At 67.0% G+C, this 12,822-nt stretch carries 11 protein-coding genes and 1 pseudogene; 3 read left to right on the top strand and 9 right to left on the bottom strand.

Annotated features, from left to right (window positions below; translation table 11 throughout):
- The first annotated feature begins 11 nt into the window (after positions 1-11).
- The gene (locus tag VF536_RS09960) at positions 12-992 is read left to right on the top strand and encodes a LysR family transcriptional regulator (protein ID WP_331614685.1); all 981 of its coding nucleotides are present in this window, start codon (positions 12-14) and stop codon (positions 990-992) included.
- Between the two features lie 11 nt (positions 993-1,003).
- Here the strand turns inward: VF536_RS09960 and VF536_RS09955 are convergent, their stop codons facing one another.
- The 9 genes from VF536_RS09955 to VF536_RS09915 form a co-directional block, all read right to left on the bottom strand.
- Positions 1,004-3,028: a hypothetical protein gene (locus VF536_RS09955; protein ID WP_331614684.1), complete on the bottom strand. Its 2,025-nt coding sequence runs from the start codon at positions 3,026-3,028 to the stop codon at positions 1,004-1,006.
- Positions 3,029-3,138: 110 nt separating this feature from the next.
- Positions 3,139-3,963, bottom strand: a complete 825-nt coding sequence (locus VF536_RS09950; protein WP_331614683.1) for a nucleotidyltransferase domain-containing protein — start codon at positions 3,961-3,963, stop codon at positions 3,139-3,141.
- A gap of 66 nt (positions 3,964-4,029) precedes the next feature.
- The gene (locus tag VF536_RS09945; RefSeq protein ID WP_331614682.1) at positions 4,030-4,575 is read right to left on the bottom strand and encodes a hypothetical protein; all 546 of its coding nucleotides are present in this window, start codon (positions 4,573-4,575) and stop codon (positions 4,030-4,032) included.
- 108 nt (positions 4,576-4,683) lie between these two features.
- Positions 4,684-5,310 (bottom strand): LysE family translocator, encoded by a 627-nt coding sequence (locus VF536_RS09940; protein ID WP_331614681.1) that lies wholly within the window; start codon positions 5,308-5,310, stop codon positions 4,684-4,686.
- Between the two features lie 122 nt (positions 5,311-5,432).
- Positions 5,433-6,782 (bottom strand): ATP-dependent protease ATPase subunit HslU, encoded by a 1,350-nt coding sequence (hslU, locus tag VF536_RS09935; protein ID WP_331614680.1) that lies wholly within the window; start codon positions 6,780-6,782, stop codon positions 5,433-5,435.
- A 19-nt stretch (positions 6,783-6,801) separates the two neighbouring features.
- Entirely contained in the window at positions 6,802-7,338 is a 537-nt protein-coding gene (hslV, locus tag VF536_RS09930) for an ATP-dependent protease subunit HslV (protein WP_331614707.1), read from the bottom strand.
- Between the two features lie 280 nt (positions 7,339-7,618).
- Positions 7,619-9,373, bottom strand: a complete 1,755-nt coding sequence (locus VF536_RS09925; RefSeq protein WP_331614679.1) for a hypothetical protein — start codon at positions 9,371-9,373, stop codon at positions 7,619-7,621.
- A 76-nt stretch (positions 9,374-9,449) separates the two neighbouring features.
- Positions 9,450-10,085: an RNA polymerase-binding protein DksA gene (gene dksA / locus VF536_RS09920; protein WP_331614678.1), complete on the bottom strand. Its 636-nt coding sequence runs from the start codon at positions 10,083-10,085 to the stop codon at positions 9,450-9,452.
- Between the two features lie 150 nt (positions 10,086-10,235).
- The gene (locus tag VF536_RS09915) at positions 10,236-11,375 is read right to left on the bottom strand and encodes a GTP-binding protein (RefSeq protein WP_331614677.1); all 1,140 of its coding nucleotides are present in this window, start codon (positions 11,373-11,375) and stop codon (positions 10,236-10,238) included.
- A 122-nt stretch (positions 11,376-11,497) separates the two neighbouring features.
- On the opposite strand from VF536_RS09915, the gene VF536_RS09910 reads away from it, so the two are divergent.
- Together VF536_RS09910 and VF536_RS09905 are read left to right on the top strand one after the other, a co-directional pair.
- A complete protein-coding gene (locus VF536_RS09910; RefSeq protein ID WP_331614676.1) occupies positions 11,498-12,382 on the top strand; it encodes an HlyC/CorC family transporter in 885 nt (294 codons plus the stop codon).
- Positions 12,382-12,822: pseudogene (locus tag VF536_RS09905) on the top strand (apolipoprotein N-acyltransferase); the annotation flags it as partial. The gene VF536_RS09910 and the pseudogene VF536_RS09905, both read left to right, overlap by 1 nt.

Raw genomic sequence — 12,822 nt, 5'->3', positions numbered from 1 at the left:
AGAGGGGGCTCATGACTGAGCGCCCCAGCCTGGCGGAACTGACCGCGTTCTTGGCCATCGTGCGTCACCAGTCCTTCCGCGCGGCGGCGGACGAACTGGGGATGTCGCCATCCAGCCTCAGCCATCTGGTGCGGGGGATGGAAGAGCGGCTGGGCGTGCGGCTCTTCAACCGCACGACGCGCAGCGTGGCGCCGACGGACGCCGGACAGCAGCTCGCCCGCAACGTCGGGCCCATCCTGGCGGAGCTGGACAACGCGCTCGGCGATCTGGGCTCGCTGAGCGGGCGCACGTCGGGTCGGTTGCGGATCAACGTCTCGGAGATCGCGGCCGGCGAGCTCATGCGGGACATCGTGCCGGCGTTCGTCGAACGGCATCCGGACGTGCAGCTGGACCTGGTCACCGAAGGCAAGCTGGTCGACATCGTCGCCGAGGGCTTCGACGCCGGTGTGCGGCTCGGCGAGGCGCTGCCGCAGGACATGGTCGCGGTGCCCTTCGGCGGTGACGTGCGTTTCATCGTGGTGGCGTCGCCGGACTACCTCGCGCGGCACGGCACGCCGCGCACGCCGGAAGCGCTCGCCGATCACCGCTGCATCCGCTTCCGCCTGCCGAGCGGCAAGATGTACCGCTGGGAGTTCGAGCGCCAGCGGCAATCGTTGAAGGTCGACGTGCCGGGGTCGTTGACGCTCGATCACATCGGGCTGATGGTCGAGGCGGCGGCCAAGGGGATGGGTCTCGCCTATGTCTGGTCCACGAAGGCGGAGGCGGAGATCGCCGCAGGGACGCTGGTCACCGTGCTCGACGACTGGACGCCACCGATTCCCGGGCACCACCTCTACTACCCGAGCAGCCGCCTGATGCCCGCGGCGCTGCGCGCGTTCATCGAAGTGATCCGGGAGGTGGAGGCGCAGCGCGCGCCGGCGAAGGCGCGGGTGACGGCGACGTCGGCGTTGGGGAAGGTCAAGCGAGGCAGCGAGCTGAGGACGAAGCGATGAGGCCCTCTCTCTCAATGGGAAGGGGCGGTGTCTCGCAGCGCGCGCACGAGGCGGTCGACGACGTCCCCGGGGGAGCCGGTAGAGACCGTCAGATCGAAGCGACCGCGATCGTCGCGTAGAACGATCACCGCGCTGAAGAAGGCATGCATGATTCGCGATTCCTGCCATCCGGCGCTGTCGGTGATCAGGATCCGCGGCCCGTCGAAACCTAGTGCCGCCTTCTCGACACCCAAAGGTGCCTCGCGGGCGTGCGCTCGCAGGACGGAACACAGATCCCGATCCCGATCGGGTGGGATGAGAACGGGGTCATCAGTGCCGGAGAACGTCAGCATCAAAGGGCCATGCCAGCCGTTCAAAAGGGTCCACAGCGGGGGAGAATCTTCCGACGGCAGGACGTTGAGCATCGATGACGTCCCGTCGAGCACGACGGCGATCGCTGCCGGAAAGATCGTCGCGAGATGGACTTTCAGGGCTACCAGTCCCGCACCCTCCGGCTTGACGTCGCCGAGGGCCACGCATCGGTCCAGGAGTGCGCCGACGTCGTCCGTCGAGGCCTTCTCGGCAGCGGTCTTGATCGCCTGAGACATCCCGGCCGGCATCGTTCCGTAGTTGGCTAGCGCCACGAAGGCCCGCACATGAACGGCCGCGTAGTCGTGCACAGCCCTGGCGAACTCCCCCTTCTTCCCATTGCGGTACTGCTTGGCTTCGAGCACGTACACCACTTCGCCGCTGCGGTCGTTCTTGATCACGTAGTCCGGCTGAACGGAACTCACACGACTCTTTCCCAGCAAGGTCACGTCGTCAGGGGCTGCGGTCTTGCATTCGGCCATCAGGCTGAAGCTTGGACCGTCCGTCTCGATCTTGGCGACGAGCGTTTCGCAGAACGAGAACCGGAGGCGCCCGTCGACGGGCTGAAGCGTCATGCGCGCCTGACCGGGAAGGGCGCCGTCCACCACCGTGACCAGCCAGATTGAATAGAGTTGGTGACGGTACTGCCAGAGTGGCAGGGCCAGCAGCTCTTCGAGTGCCTGCTGCGGCGAGGGGCCGATGACAGGGTTCATGAACTGCGCGATGTCTCCAGCCAGAACCGACGCCAGCGCTGCCCGTGCAGCCAGTTCCTTGGGCGCCAAGTCGTGCAGCTGCCATAGCCTGTGCAGCAGGAACGGCGTCATTCGATCGTGCTGTGCGGCCAACACGCGGGTCAAGGACCAGGCAGTGAGCGACAGGCGGTGGTTCGTATTGACGGTCGGGTCACTCTCCTCCCGCCGGCGGACATCGACCAACTCTCGCCAGCTCGAATAGCTGGACACCCGCGCCGAAAGGATGGCGATCGCCGATTCGATCGGCTGGACGATGGGTTGAAGAGGATCGTCCGGATCCCATGCTGGAAACGGCGGTGCCTCTTCGAAAGGCCACCGTTCGTGGACGCGTTCCTCGCTGTGTGGCAGAAACCCGAGCCAATGCCGCGCATCAGGCGAATCGGGCGGATGGCCTTCGTGCTGCTCGACGCCTCCCACGCGTGCGATGGACTGTCGAAAGTGCGAGTCCATGTCGTAGTCGAGGCCATGCGACGAGGCAAGGCGGGCAGCCATCATCCGCCCCAGTTTGAACAGCGCTGTGTCGCTCGTGTGGATGTCCTGGATCGAAGCGCCTAACCGTTGCCTCGCCATGCGGGCCCGCTTGAACTGCTCCGCGTCGAACGCCAGCGAATGCTCCGAATCGAACTCGAACTCGATCAGGACCTCACCATTGCTGGCCTGCACACCCTGTCGAGCGAACAGGTTCAGCACATCGGCCATCATCCGGTCCCAGGGCTGGAGCGCCGCGAACAGCGCCAGCACGAAGCGGGTCGTCGACACCGTGTCGAGCTGACTGGCGATTGGGCGAGAGGTGTCCAGCTTGAGGTCGCTGATCACCGAGTCGACCAACAGCTTGTCGTAGGTGTCAGGCTGCAAGCCCCCCTCGTTCTGAAGCGTGGTCCACAGGTCGGCCGACGAGCGGATCGGGGAGGCGCTGGTCGCACTCTGGGTGCTCATGGTGGGGTGCCCGGTTGAAAAGCCAGAGCAGCAGTCTCTCGCAAACACCGTCCGCGCTCAGCGTGCTCATCCCACAGCTTGAGGAAGCTTCTTGTGCGGGCGATTGGAACTCACGCGCCGCCCCACGACTCACGCAGCACCTGACGGAAGAACTCGGACAGCAGCGGCTCGACTTCCGGTCGATCGTTGATCGGCAGCTCCAAGGCCTCGATCCGGTCCAGTTCGCGCTCGATGAACCGCTGGATGGGCACGATCTGCGCCGACACGCCGACCTCTGAGGTATGGCGCTTGAGCTCAAGGAGGTCGTGGATGGCGGCCAGCACGTCCGATTCGTCGTCGACCGTCTGCAGCAGGCGATGGAACTCGATGGGGGCGGGCTGCCGTTCGCGCTCCAGCCAGCGGACCGCGAGGAGCGGCCGCAGCACGTAGAAGTATTTCTTGAGCTTGACCTCGTCCGCTTGCAGGTGCGTGCGGAAGGTCGTCTTCGCCATGCTGCGGTAGTGATGGACGCCGCGCACGATCGAATACACGACCGGCAGCAGCTCACGGGCACGCGCGTGGAAGCTGGTGCTGCTTTCGTAGACGATGGGCGACTGGATCCACTCGACGAAACCCGGATTGGATCCCCGGAACAGCCGAAGCGCCTTGCGCAGGTCCCAGCCGTTGATGTCCATCTCGTCGACGATCGGGTACTCGATGACGTCGCGCTGCTCTTCCAGGCCGACCGACAGGTACCAGTCCGTCCGGTTTGCGTAGATGAAGCGCGCGTCGAAGTCGCTGTCAGGCGACGCAAAACCCCAGGCGCGGCTGCCGGACTCGACGGCCAGCAGGACGCGCACACGGTGTTCGGATTCGGCGGACCGGAGCCGGGCATGGATCTCGGCCCGGGTGGGCTCGGGGATCACGGCGATGTCGGTGGAGGGTGCGGTACTCATGGCGACATTCTCAGCTGTTCGCGCGACGGCATCGGCGCACGCGTCCGCCGGAGGGATCCCGTCGACTCAGCGCGCCGCGGCCTTGGCGGGACGCGGCGCCAGCGCCGGCGCCGGCGCGCCGGACAGGCTGGTCTTCGCGCCGATCTCCTTCATGACCACATGCTCGTCGAAGAGACGGAACGGACGCGTCGTGCAGTGGTCCCTGAAATCGGCCTGGCGGCCGTTGATGACGTCGACCGCGGCGTTGAACACGTCGCTCTTCTCATTGATGGCCACCACCCGCTCGTCATGCGCCTTGGACTTGGCGTTGAACTCGTTCACGGCCGTCTCGTCGGTCTTGTCGACCTTGCGCATCTCGGCGCTGAGCGCCCGGGCTTCGGCGAAGACCTGGGCCTGTTCCTGCCGGAAGGCGTCCTGCCTCGCGAAGTGGGCCTCCCTGTCGCGCTCCACAGCGTCGCGCTCCCGGAAACAGGCGCGGATCTCGTCGCGCGACATCGCCTTCGGCAGGGGGACGGGCTTCGTCGCCGCGCCGGCCGCCCATCCCTGGGACGGAGCGAAGGCGCCGAGTGCGGCGATGGTGACGGCGAGCAGGGGAGCGCGAGCGACAGACATGAAGCAGTTTCAGTTTCCGGGACGGGGCCGGAGGCTACCAGCCTCCGACGACCGCTGCTTCGGGGTCTGCCCGGAAAGTGCGCGCGCCGTGACGGCGACGCGACGCCGTCAGCGCTGCTGCACCGCGACCTTGAGTCCGAGCGAGACGAAGATCGTCCCGATGATCTTGCCCTGCCAGCGGTTGAGCCACGCCACCCGCTTGAGCATGCGTCCCAGCGGCTTGATCGACAGCGCGACGGCCGTCGTGTAGAGGCTGCTCATGACGACGAAGATCGCGCCCAGGACGGCGAACTGCACGAAGCTCGAGCCCTTTTCCGGATGCACGAACTGCGGCATGAACGCGAGGAAGAACAGCGCCGTCTTGGGATTGAGGACCTCGGCCGGAATCGCTTCCAGATAGGCGCGCAGCGGGCTGATCGGCGCCAGCGTCGGGAGCGAGGGATCGGACGGCTTGGCCAGGAAGGCCCGGATGCCGAGATAGACCAGATACGCGGCGCCGACGTACTTCACCACGTTGAACGCCAGCGCCGAGGTCATCAGCAGGGCCGAGAGGCCGACCGCGGCGAACAGCGTGTGGACGAAGTCGCCGGTGGCGACGCCGAGGCCGGTCATCACACCCACCTTGCGGCCGCCCTGCACGGTGCGGCTCAGGACCAGCAGCACGGCGGGTCCCGGGATCAGGAACAGGCCGAGAACGATGACGACGAAGGTCGCCAGGGTGGTGACGTCGAACATGGCACTCCTCGAAGCCGCGACGCTGCGGCTCGGCGGAGTCTACGGAAATCCCGCCGGTCCTGCAGTGCGCGGACGTCCAGGTTCCCGTCCACCCCCTCGTCTCGCGACGAGGGGCGTGGCCCTCAGAGGATGAACCGGCTCAGGTCCTCGTCCTGCGCCAGCGCGCCCAGCTTCTCGTCGACCTGCGCGCCGTCAATGGTCACCGTCGTGCCGGCGTGCTTGTGCGCGTCGAAGCTGATGTCGTCCAGCAGCCGCTCCAGCACCGTCGCCAGCCGGCGCGCGCCGATGTTCTCGGTGCGCTCGTTGACCTCGTAGGCGATCTGCGCCAGCCGACGGATGCCGTCGGCGCTGAGCTCCAGCGTCAGGCCTTCCGTCGCCAGCAAGGCCTGGTACTGCTTCACCAGGCTCGCGTGCGTGCTCGACAGGATGGCCTCGAAGTCGCCCACCGACAGCGACTTCAGCTCCACCCGGATCGGGAAGCGGCCCTGCAGCTCGGGGATCAGGTCGCTGGGCTTGCTCAGGTGGAAGGCGCCCGAGGCGATGAACAGGATGTGGTCGGTCTTCACCATCCCGTACTTGGTATTCACCGTCGTGCCTTCGACCAGCGGCAGCAGGTCGCGCTGTACGCCCTGGCGCGACACGTCCGCGCCGCCGCTGTGCTCGTTGCGGGTCGCCACCTTGTCGATCTCGTCGATGAAGACGATGCCGTTGTCCTGCGCCATCGCCAGCGCCGCGGTCTTGATCTCGTCCTCGTTGACTAGCTTGCCGGCCTCTTCCTCGACCAGCAGCTTGCGCGCCTCGGCGATCTTGACCTTGCGTTTGGTCTTCTTCTCCTGCCCCATCTGCGAGAACAGGCCCTTGAGCTGCTCGGCCATCTCCTCCATGCCCTGCGGCCCGAGGATCTCCATCGAAGGCTTGCCCTCGCTCAGCTCGATCTCGATCTCCTTGTCGTCCATCGAGCCTTCACGCAGGCGCTTGCGCATGACCTGGCGCGCGGTGTTGTCCGCGCCGCCGCTCTCGGTCGTCGCGGGCGCGAAGCCGGTCGAGGACCGCGGCGGAGGTACCAGTACGTCCAGGATGCGCTCCTCGGCCGCATCGTCGGCCCGCGCGCGCTGGAAGCGCATCTGGCGCTCGCGCTCCTGCTTGACCGCGATGTCGACCAGGTCGCGCACGATGCTGTCCACGTCCTTGCCGACGTAACCGACCTCGGTGAACTTCGTCGCCTCGACCTTGATGAAGGGCGCATCGGCCAGCTTCGCAAGGCGGCGCGCGATCTCGGTCTTGCCGACGCCGGTCGGACCGATCATCAGGATGTTCTTGGGCGTGATCTCGCCGCGCAGCTTCTCGTCGACCTGCTGACGCCGCCAGCGGTTGCGCAATGCGATCGCGACGGCGCGTTTCGCGTCGGCCTGGCCGACGATGTGCCGGTCGAGTTCGGAGACGATTTCCTGCGGGGTCATGCTGCTGCTCATTCGTGTGCTCCGCGCCGGATCAGTCCAGCGTCTCGATCGTGTGGTTGCCGTTGGTGTAGATGCAGATCTCGCCGGCGATGACGAGCGACTGCTTGACGATGTCGGCCGCGCTCAGCTCGCTGTGGTTGAGCAGCGCCTTCGCTGCGGCCTGCGCGTAGGCGCCGCCGCTGCCGATGGCGACGATGCCCTGCTCGGGCTCCAGCACGTCGCCGTTGCCGGTGATGATCAGTGAAGCCGTGCGGTCGGCCACCGCCAGCATCGCCTCCAGCCGCCGCAGCACGCGGTCGGTGCGCCAGTCCCGCGTCAGCTCCACGGCCGCGCGCACGAGGTTGCCCTCGTACTTCTCCAGCTTCGCCTCGAAACGCTCGAACAGCGTGAAGGCGTCCGCCGTCGCGCCGGCGAAGCCCGCCAGCACCTGGTTCTTGTGGAGCTTGCGCACCTTGCGCGCCGTCGACTTGACGACGATGGTGCCCAGCGTCACCTGGCCGTCGCCGCCGATCGCGACCTGGTTGCCGCGGCGCACGCTGACGATGGTGGTGCCGTGGTACGGCGGCAGCGGGGAGGAGTGGTCTTGAGACATGGTGGATCCGACCTCTGGAACGCGTTGGACGTCTTGAACGTCATGACACTCTCACGTGGGTTCCCTCGCGGGAATCACAAGGTGGAGAGACGGTGCGGAAAAGCCTGCGGCATCGCGTGTGCGAATGCCGGTTGACGACGATGTCGATGCAATGTCGATGCAATGTCGATGATCGGACATCCGAAAGCACAACGGGGCCAGAGGCCCCGTTGATGCGAAGGTCAGCGATGCTGAAGCGGCCATGCGGCCACGGCGCTCAGACGTGGCGCACCTTGACCCGCGCGTGTTCGTTGATGCCCATCGCGCCGAAGAACAGCGCCACCAGCCGGTGCGCATCGCTGAACTGCACCGCGCGGTTCTCGCTGCGTCGCGCCAGCACCCAGTTCAGCAGGTCGCCCGCGGCCATGAAGTCCAGGCGGATCAACTTGGGGCAGGCGATCGTCACCAGCGAGGCGCCGCCCAGCTGCTCGGTCATCAACGCCAGCGTCTCGCTGATGTCGCCGCTGAGCTGGCCGGACAGTTCCATCAGCGCCGCGGTGTTGACCGCGTCGGTCATCGTCGACTCGAGGAAGGCGATGCCGGTGTCCATCGCCGCCGGCTGGATGGACGACGGCGAACTCGTCGACAGCGCGTTGCCGCTGATGCGGACGTGGCACAGGGCCTTTTCCCAGCTCGGCGGGGAGACCTCGTAGGTCACGCAGTAGTCGATCGCGACTTCGTCGAACTGGTCCGGGCGGTTGGCCAGGCGCAGCGCTTCGAGTCGCAGCATCCAGAGGATGGGGTCCGCGTCGCGGCTGCCCACCGGCGCCTGGTCCCGCAGGACCTGGAAGAAGTGGTCGCCCGACAGCCAGCGCAGGTCCAGCGCCTGTTGCGCCCAGGCGCGGAACAGGTCGCGCAGCTTGGCACAGGCCTCGATGTCGATCTGGCGCAGCGGCGCCCAGTCGATCACCCAGGGCATCGGCAGGTTCTCGCAGCGCGTGCGCATCTGCGTCACCGCCTCGACGTCCAGGTACTCCGGGGTGGTCCAGGAGACGCTGCTCGCGCGGCCGCGCGGGGCGCGTTCCGCCTGCACGGCCTCGGCCACCAGCTTGGGCAGCGAGAACCATTGCGGCGACGACAGCCCGAACTGCTGCGCGTACTCGTTGGCCAGGTGCTCGAACTTGCCCTGCTGGCCGGTCGCCCGGTACAGGTCGAACAGCACCAGCCAGGTCTCGGCGTGCTCGTGGCGCGCGCCGCCCTGGCGGGTCAGGTCGATCAGGCTGCGTTCGCAATGCTCGTAGTCGGCGTTGGCGAAGGCGATGACCGCCTCGTCCAGCTCGGCGTCGTGGACGACCTCGCTGACCTCGACCTGCGGATCCGCGACACGGAAGCTCAGTGTCGGGATTTCCTTCTTCAATTCGGGGATGGGCGCCGGCGCGCCCGCCGGCGACGGCGGCGCCATGCCGCCGCCCATCGAGGCCGCAGCCGGCGCGGGCGACAGGTCCAGGCGTTCGATCTGGGCCGGCGGCGCATAGTCGGAGACGCGCGCGCCGATCTGGTCCGCCGGCTGCGTGGCCGCGAAGTTGACCGGCCGGGTGCTCGTCTCGAAGAAGCCGGGCGGATGCTGCCCCTGGACCTGCGTCGGCACGAAGCCCTCGCCGACCATCTGCTGCTCGATCTGGTCGATCTTGGCCTTCACCGTGCCGTCGTCGCGCCGCACGCCCTGGATCTCGCTGATGCGACCCAGTTCGTCGATGCCGGAGGTCGCATGGCCGCCCAGGGCGGCCAACTGCTCGGGGGTCAGGCCTTCACGGCGGATCTTGCGCAGCATGTCGAGCTCGCGCTTGCGCACGAAGTCGTTGCGGCGCTTGCGCTCCACCATCGCCCGCAGCTCGGCCTTCGCGGCGTCGGCCTCGGGGTCGTCCTGGCGCGAGTTGATCTCCGCCCAGTCGGTCGTCGGATTGGCGACGAATCGCGCCACCTTGCGGAAGAAGCTCTCGCCTTCTTTGGTGCCGTCTTTGGGGTCGGACATGCTCACGCGGACCTTGCTTATCGCAGTAGTGGCGGTGGTACTGGCGGTACTTCCTGATTCTCGGCGGACGCGGGACTCAGTCCCCGAACATCTTCTGCTTCAGCTCGCGGCGCTGCTGCGCCTCGAGCGACAGCGTCGCGGTCGGGCGGGCGATCAGACGACCCAGGCCGATCGGCTCGCCGGTCTCGTCGCAGTAGCCGTACTCGCCGGTGTCCAGGCGCGTCAGCGACTGCATGATCTTCTTCAACAGCTTGCGCTCGCGGTCGCGGGTGCGCAGCTCCAGCGCGTGCTCTTCCTCGATCGTGGCGCGGTCGGCCGGATCGGGGACGATGGAGGTGTCCTCGCGCAGGTGCTCGGTCGTCTCGCCGGCGTTGGACAGGATGTCTTCCTTGAGCTGCGTCAGCTTCGCGCGGAAGAAATCGACCTGCTTGTCGTTCATGTATTCGGTGTCGGGCATCGCGAGCACTTCGGCATCGGACAGTTCGGCACCGGCCTTGGTTTTCCAGGCAGAGGAGAGTTTGGGGTCGGCTTTCACGGCAGGTCGGCTGTTCTGGTTCGTTGATGTCGGGGTCGAGGGCCGGACGGGGCTGTCCAGCAGTGAGACCGTGCTGTCTGGCGCGTCCGCGTCAGCGGACTTGCCCTCCGCGGTGGCCTTGGATCCCTTGGCGGGAGCCTTGGTCGCTGCGGTCTTGGAGGCCGGGGTCTTGCTCACGTTCACTCTCCTAGCGGCTCTTTATACCTGCTCGACATGAGAAGCCGGGGCTTCCCGCCGTTGGCGCAGGGGCCTGGTTCGGGCGCGGCGGATTGTAGCCACCTCCGCCGCCGCGCCAGCGATGGCTGTGAACCATCATTCAGTGTGGCACTAAGCCAGACACCCTTCCAGCCCCTGCATGAGGATGTCCTTCGGCAAATCGATACCGATGAACACCATCTTGCTGACCTTCTTTTCATCCGGCATCCACTTCGGACCGAGATCCGAACCCATCAGCTGGTGCACGCCCTGGAAGATCACCTTCTTGTCGGTGCCGTTCATGTTGAGCACGCCCTTGTAACGGAGCATCTTCGGACCGTACACCTGCACGATCGCCCCCAGGAAGTCCTCCAGCTTGGCCGGATTGAACGGCCGTTCCGAGCGGAAGACGAAGGACTTGACGTCGTCGTCGTGGTGATGGTGGTGCGGATGGTTGCAGGCCTCGCCGGGGGCGTGGTCGTGGCCTTCGTGGCCGTGATCGTGCCCGTGCGCATGGTCGTGGCCATGGTCGTGCGAATGGTCGTGATCGTGACCGTGGTCGTCCACGGCCAGGAACTCCGGATCGATCTCCAGCTTGGCGTTCAGGTTGAAGCCGCGCAGGTCGAAGACGTCCTTGATCGGCACCTCGCCGAAGTGGACCTTCGATTGCGGCGCGCGCGGATTCATGTGCTTGAGGCGGTGCGACAGCGCGTCGACCGCGGCGGCGTCGACCAGGTCGGTCTTGCTCAGGAAGATCTGGTCGGCGAAGCCCACCTGGCGGCGCGCCTCCTGGCGCGTGTCGAGCTGGTCGTTGGCGTGCTTGACGTCGACCAGGGTCAGGATCGAGTCGAGCAGGAAGGTCTCCGCGATCTCGTCGTCCATGAAGAAGGTCTGCGCCACCGGGCCGGGATCGGCCAGGCCGGTGGTCTCGATGACGACGCGCTCGAAATCGAGCTCGCCCTTGCGCCGTTTCGCGGCCAGATCGGCCAGCGTGGTGCGCAGATCCTCGCGGATGGTGCAGCAGACGCAGCCGTTGCTCAGCTGGATGATCTGCTCCTGGGTCTCGCTGACGAGGATGTCGTTGTCGATGTTCTCCTCGCCGAACTCGTTCTCGATGACGGCGATCTTCTGGCCGTGCGCCTCGGTCAGCACGCGCTTGAGCAGCGTGGTCTTGCCCGAGCCCAGGAAGCCCGTGAGGATGGTGGCGGGGATCAGGCCCGTGGACGGGTTGGCGACGGAGGCCTGCGCGGCGGTATCAGGAACGGACGACATGGTGAAGACCAATCTGTAAGGGAAGCCTGGGCCCGGCAACTGAGGGCGGATGACTGTGTTTCAAGCGAATGTCAATGTCAATCGGTTATTCTGGCGCCTCTTCAACGACGGCACACACCCCAGTGTCTGAACCTCAGCCTAGTCGGCCCGCCAAACACGGCGGGCGTGGCAATGAACAACGCGGCCTGCTGGAACGCGTCCTCGAATTCCTGCACCCCGGGCCCGACTCGACCAGCGAGCTGATCGAGAACTTCGCCGAAGCGGAGGAGCGCGACCTGATCGCGCCCGAATCGCGCCAGATGCTCGAGGGCGTCCTGCGGATGGCCGAACTCAGCGCCGGCGACGTGATGGTCGCCGCGCCGCGGATGGACCTGCTGGACATCCAGTGGACCCCCGACGACCTGCTGGCCAACGTCATCGACACGGGCCACTCGCGTTTCCCGGTCTACGACGGCCAGCGCGACAACATCATCGGCATCCTGCTGGCCAAGGACCTGCTCAAGCTCCAGCGCGCGCCGGAACTGAACCTGCGCGCCCTGCTGCGCCCGGCAGTTTTCGTGCCCGAGAGCAAGGGCCTGAACGAGCTGCTGCGCGATTTCCGCTCCAACCGCAATCACCTGGCGATCGTCATCGACGAATTCGGCAACACGGCGGGCCTGATCACCATCGAGGACGTGCTCGAGGAGATCGTGGGCGAGATCGAGGATGAATTCGACGTCGGCGACGGCGACGCCGGCATCTACACGCTGGCCGACGGCAGCTACCGCGTCGCCGGCGACGCCGACGTGGCCGCGGTCAACGAGTCCTTCGGGCTGTCGCTGTCGGTGGCGGACTTCGACACCATCGGCGGCCTGGTCGCGCACGAGCACGGCCGCGTGCCGCGCCGCGGCGAGACCGTCGAGGTGGCCGGCCTGCGCTTCTCGGTGATGATCAACCGTGGCGGCGCCGTGCGCTGGTTCAAGGTGACCCGCGCGCCGGCCTCCGAGGCCGACGACCACAGCGGCTGATGCGCCGCGGGGTGTCCTGGCTGCGCCATCCCGCGCTGGCGCTCGTCGCCGGGGCGGGGCACACGGCCTCGTTCTCGCCCAGCCCCGCCTGGTGGCTGCAGCCGCTGGCGCTCGCCTGGCTCATCTGGGCCTGCGACGGCGTGCGGCCGCGCCGTGCCGCGCTGAACGGCACGCTGTTCGGCGTCGGCTGGATGGCGTCGGGGCTGTGGTGGCTCTACATCAGCATGCACGACTTCGGGCACCTGCCCGCCGTCGTGTCCGTGCTGGCGGTGTTGGCGCTGGCGCTGTTCCTGTCGCTCTACTACGCCGCCGGCATGGGGCTGGCCGCGCGCTGGTCGGCGGGCGCCGCGCCGTGGCGCCGCGCCGTCGCCTTCGCCGGGCTGTGGCTGGGGGCGGAACTCGTCCGCGCCACCTTCCTCACCGGCTTCCCGTGGATCGCC

Source organism: Roseateles sp. (assembly GCF_036486225.1).
Classification (GTDB): domain Bacteria; phylum Pseudomonadota; class Gammaproteobacteria; order Burkholderiales; family Burkholderiaceae_C; genus Roseateles.
Note: the sequence above shows the minus strand (reverse complement) of the source record. Positions and strands in the feature narration are given on the sequence as shown.

Excerpts from the sequence above, each read along its gene's own strand:
- VF536_RS09960 (WP_331614685.1), top strand. The coding sequence starts at position 12 with ATGACTGAGCGCCCCAGCCTGGCGGAACTGACCGCGTTCTTGGCCATC.
- VF536_RS09955 (WP_331614684.1), bottom strand. The coding sequence starts at position 3,028 with ATGAGCACCCAGAGTGCGACCAGCGCCTCCCCGATCCGCTCGTCGGCC.
- VF536_RS09950 (WP_331614683.1), bottom strand. The coding sequence starts at position 3,963 with ATGAGTACCGCACCCTCCACCGACATCGCCGTGATCCCCGAGCCCACC.
- VF536_RS09945 (WP_331614682.1), bottom strand. The coding sequence starts at position 4,575 with ATGTCTGTCGCTCGCGCTCCCCTGCTCGCCGTCACCATCGCCGCACTC.
- VF536_RS09940 (WP_331614681.1), bottom strand. The coding sequence starts at position 5,310 with ATGTTCGACGTCACCACCCTGGCGACCTTCGTCGTCATCGTTCTCGGC.
- hslU (WP_331614680.1), bottom strand. The coding sequence starts at position 6,782 with ATGAGCAGCAGCATGACCCCGCAGGAAATCGTCTCCGAACTCGACCGG.
- VF536_RS09925 (WP_331614679.1), bottom strand. The coding sequence starts at position 9,373 with ATGTCCGACCCCAAAGACGGCACCAAAGAAGGCGAGAGCTTCTTCCGC.
- VF536_RS09915 (WP_331614677.1), bottom strand. The coding sequence starts at position 11,375 with ATGTCGTCCGTTCCTGATACCGCCGCGCAGGCCTCCGTCGCCAACCCG.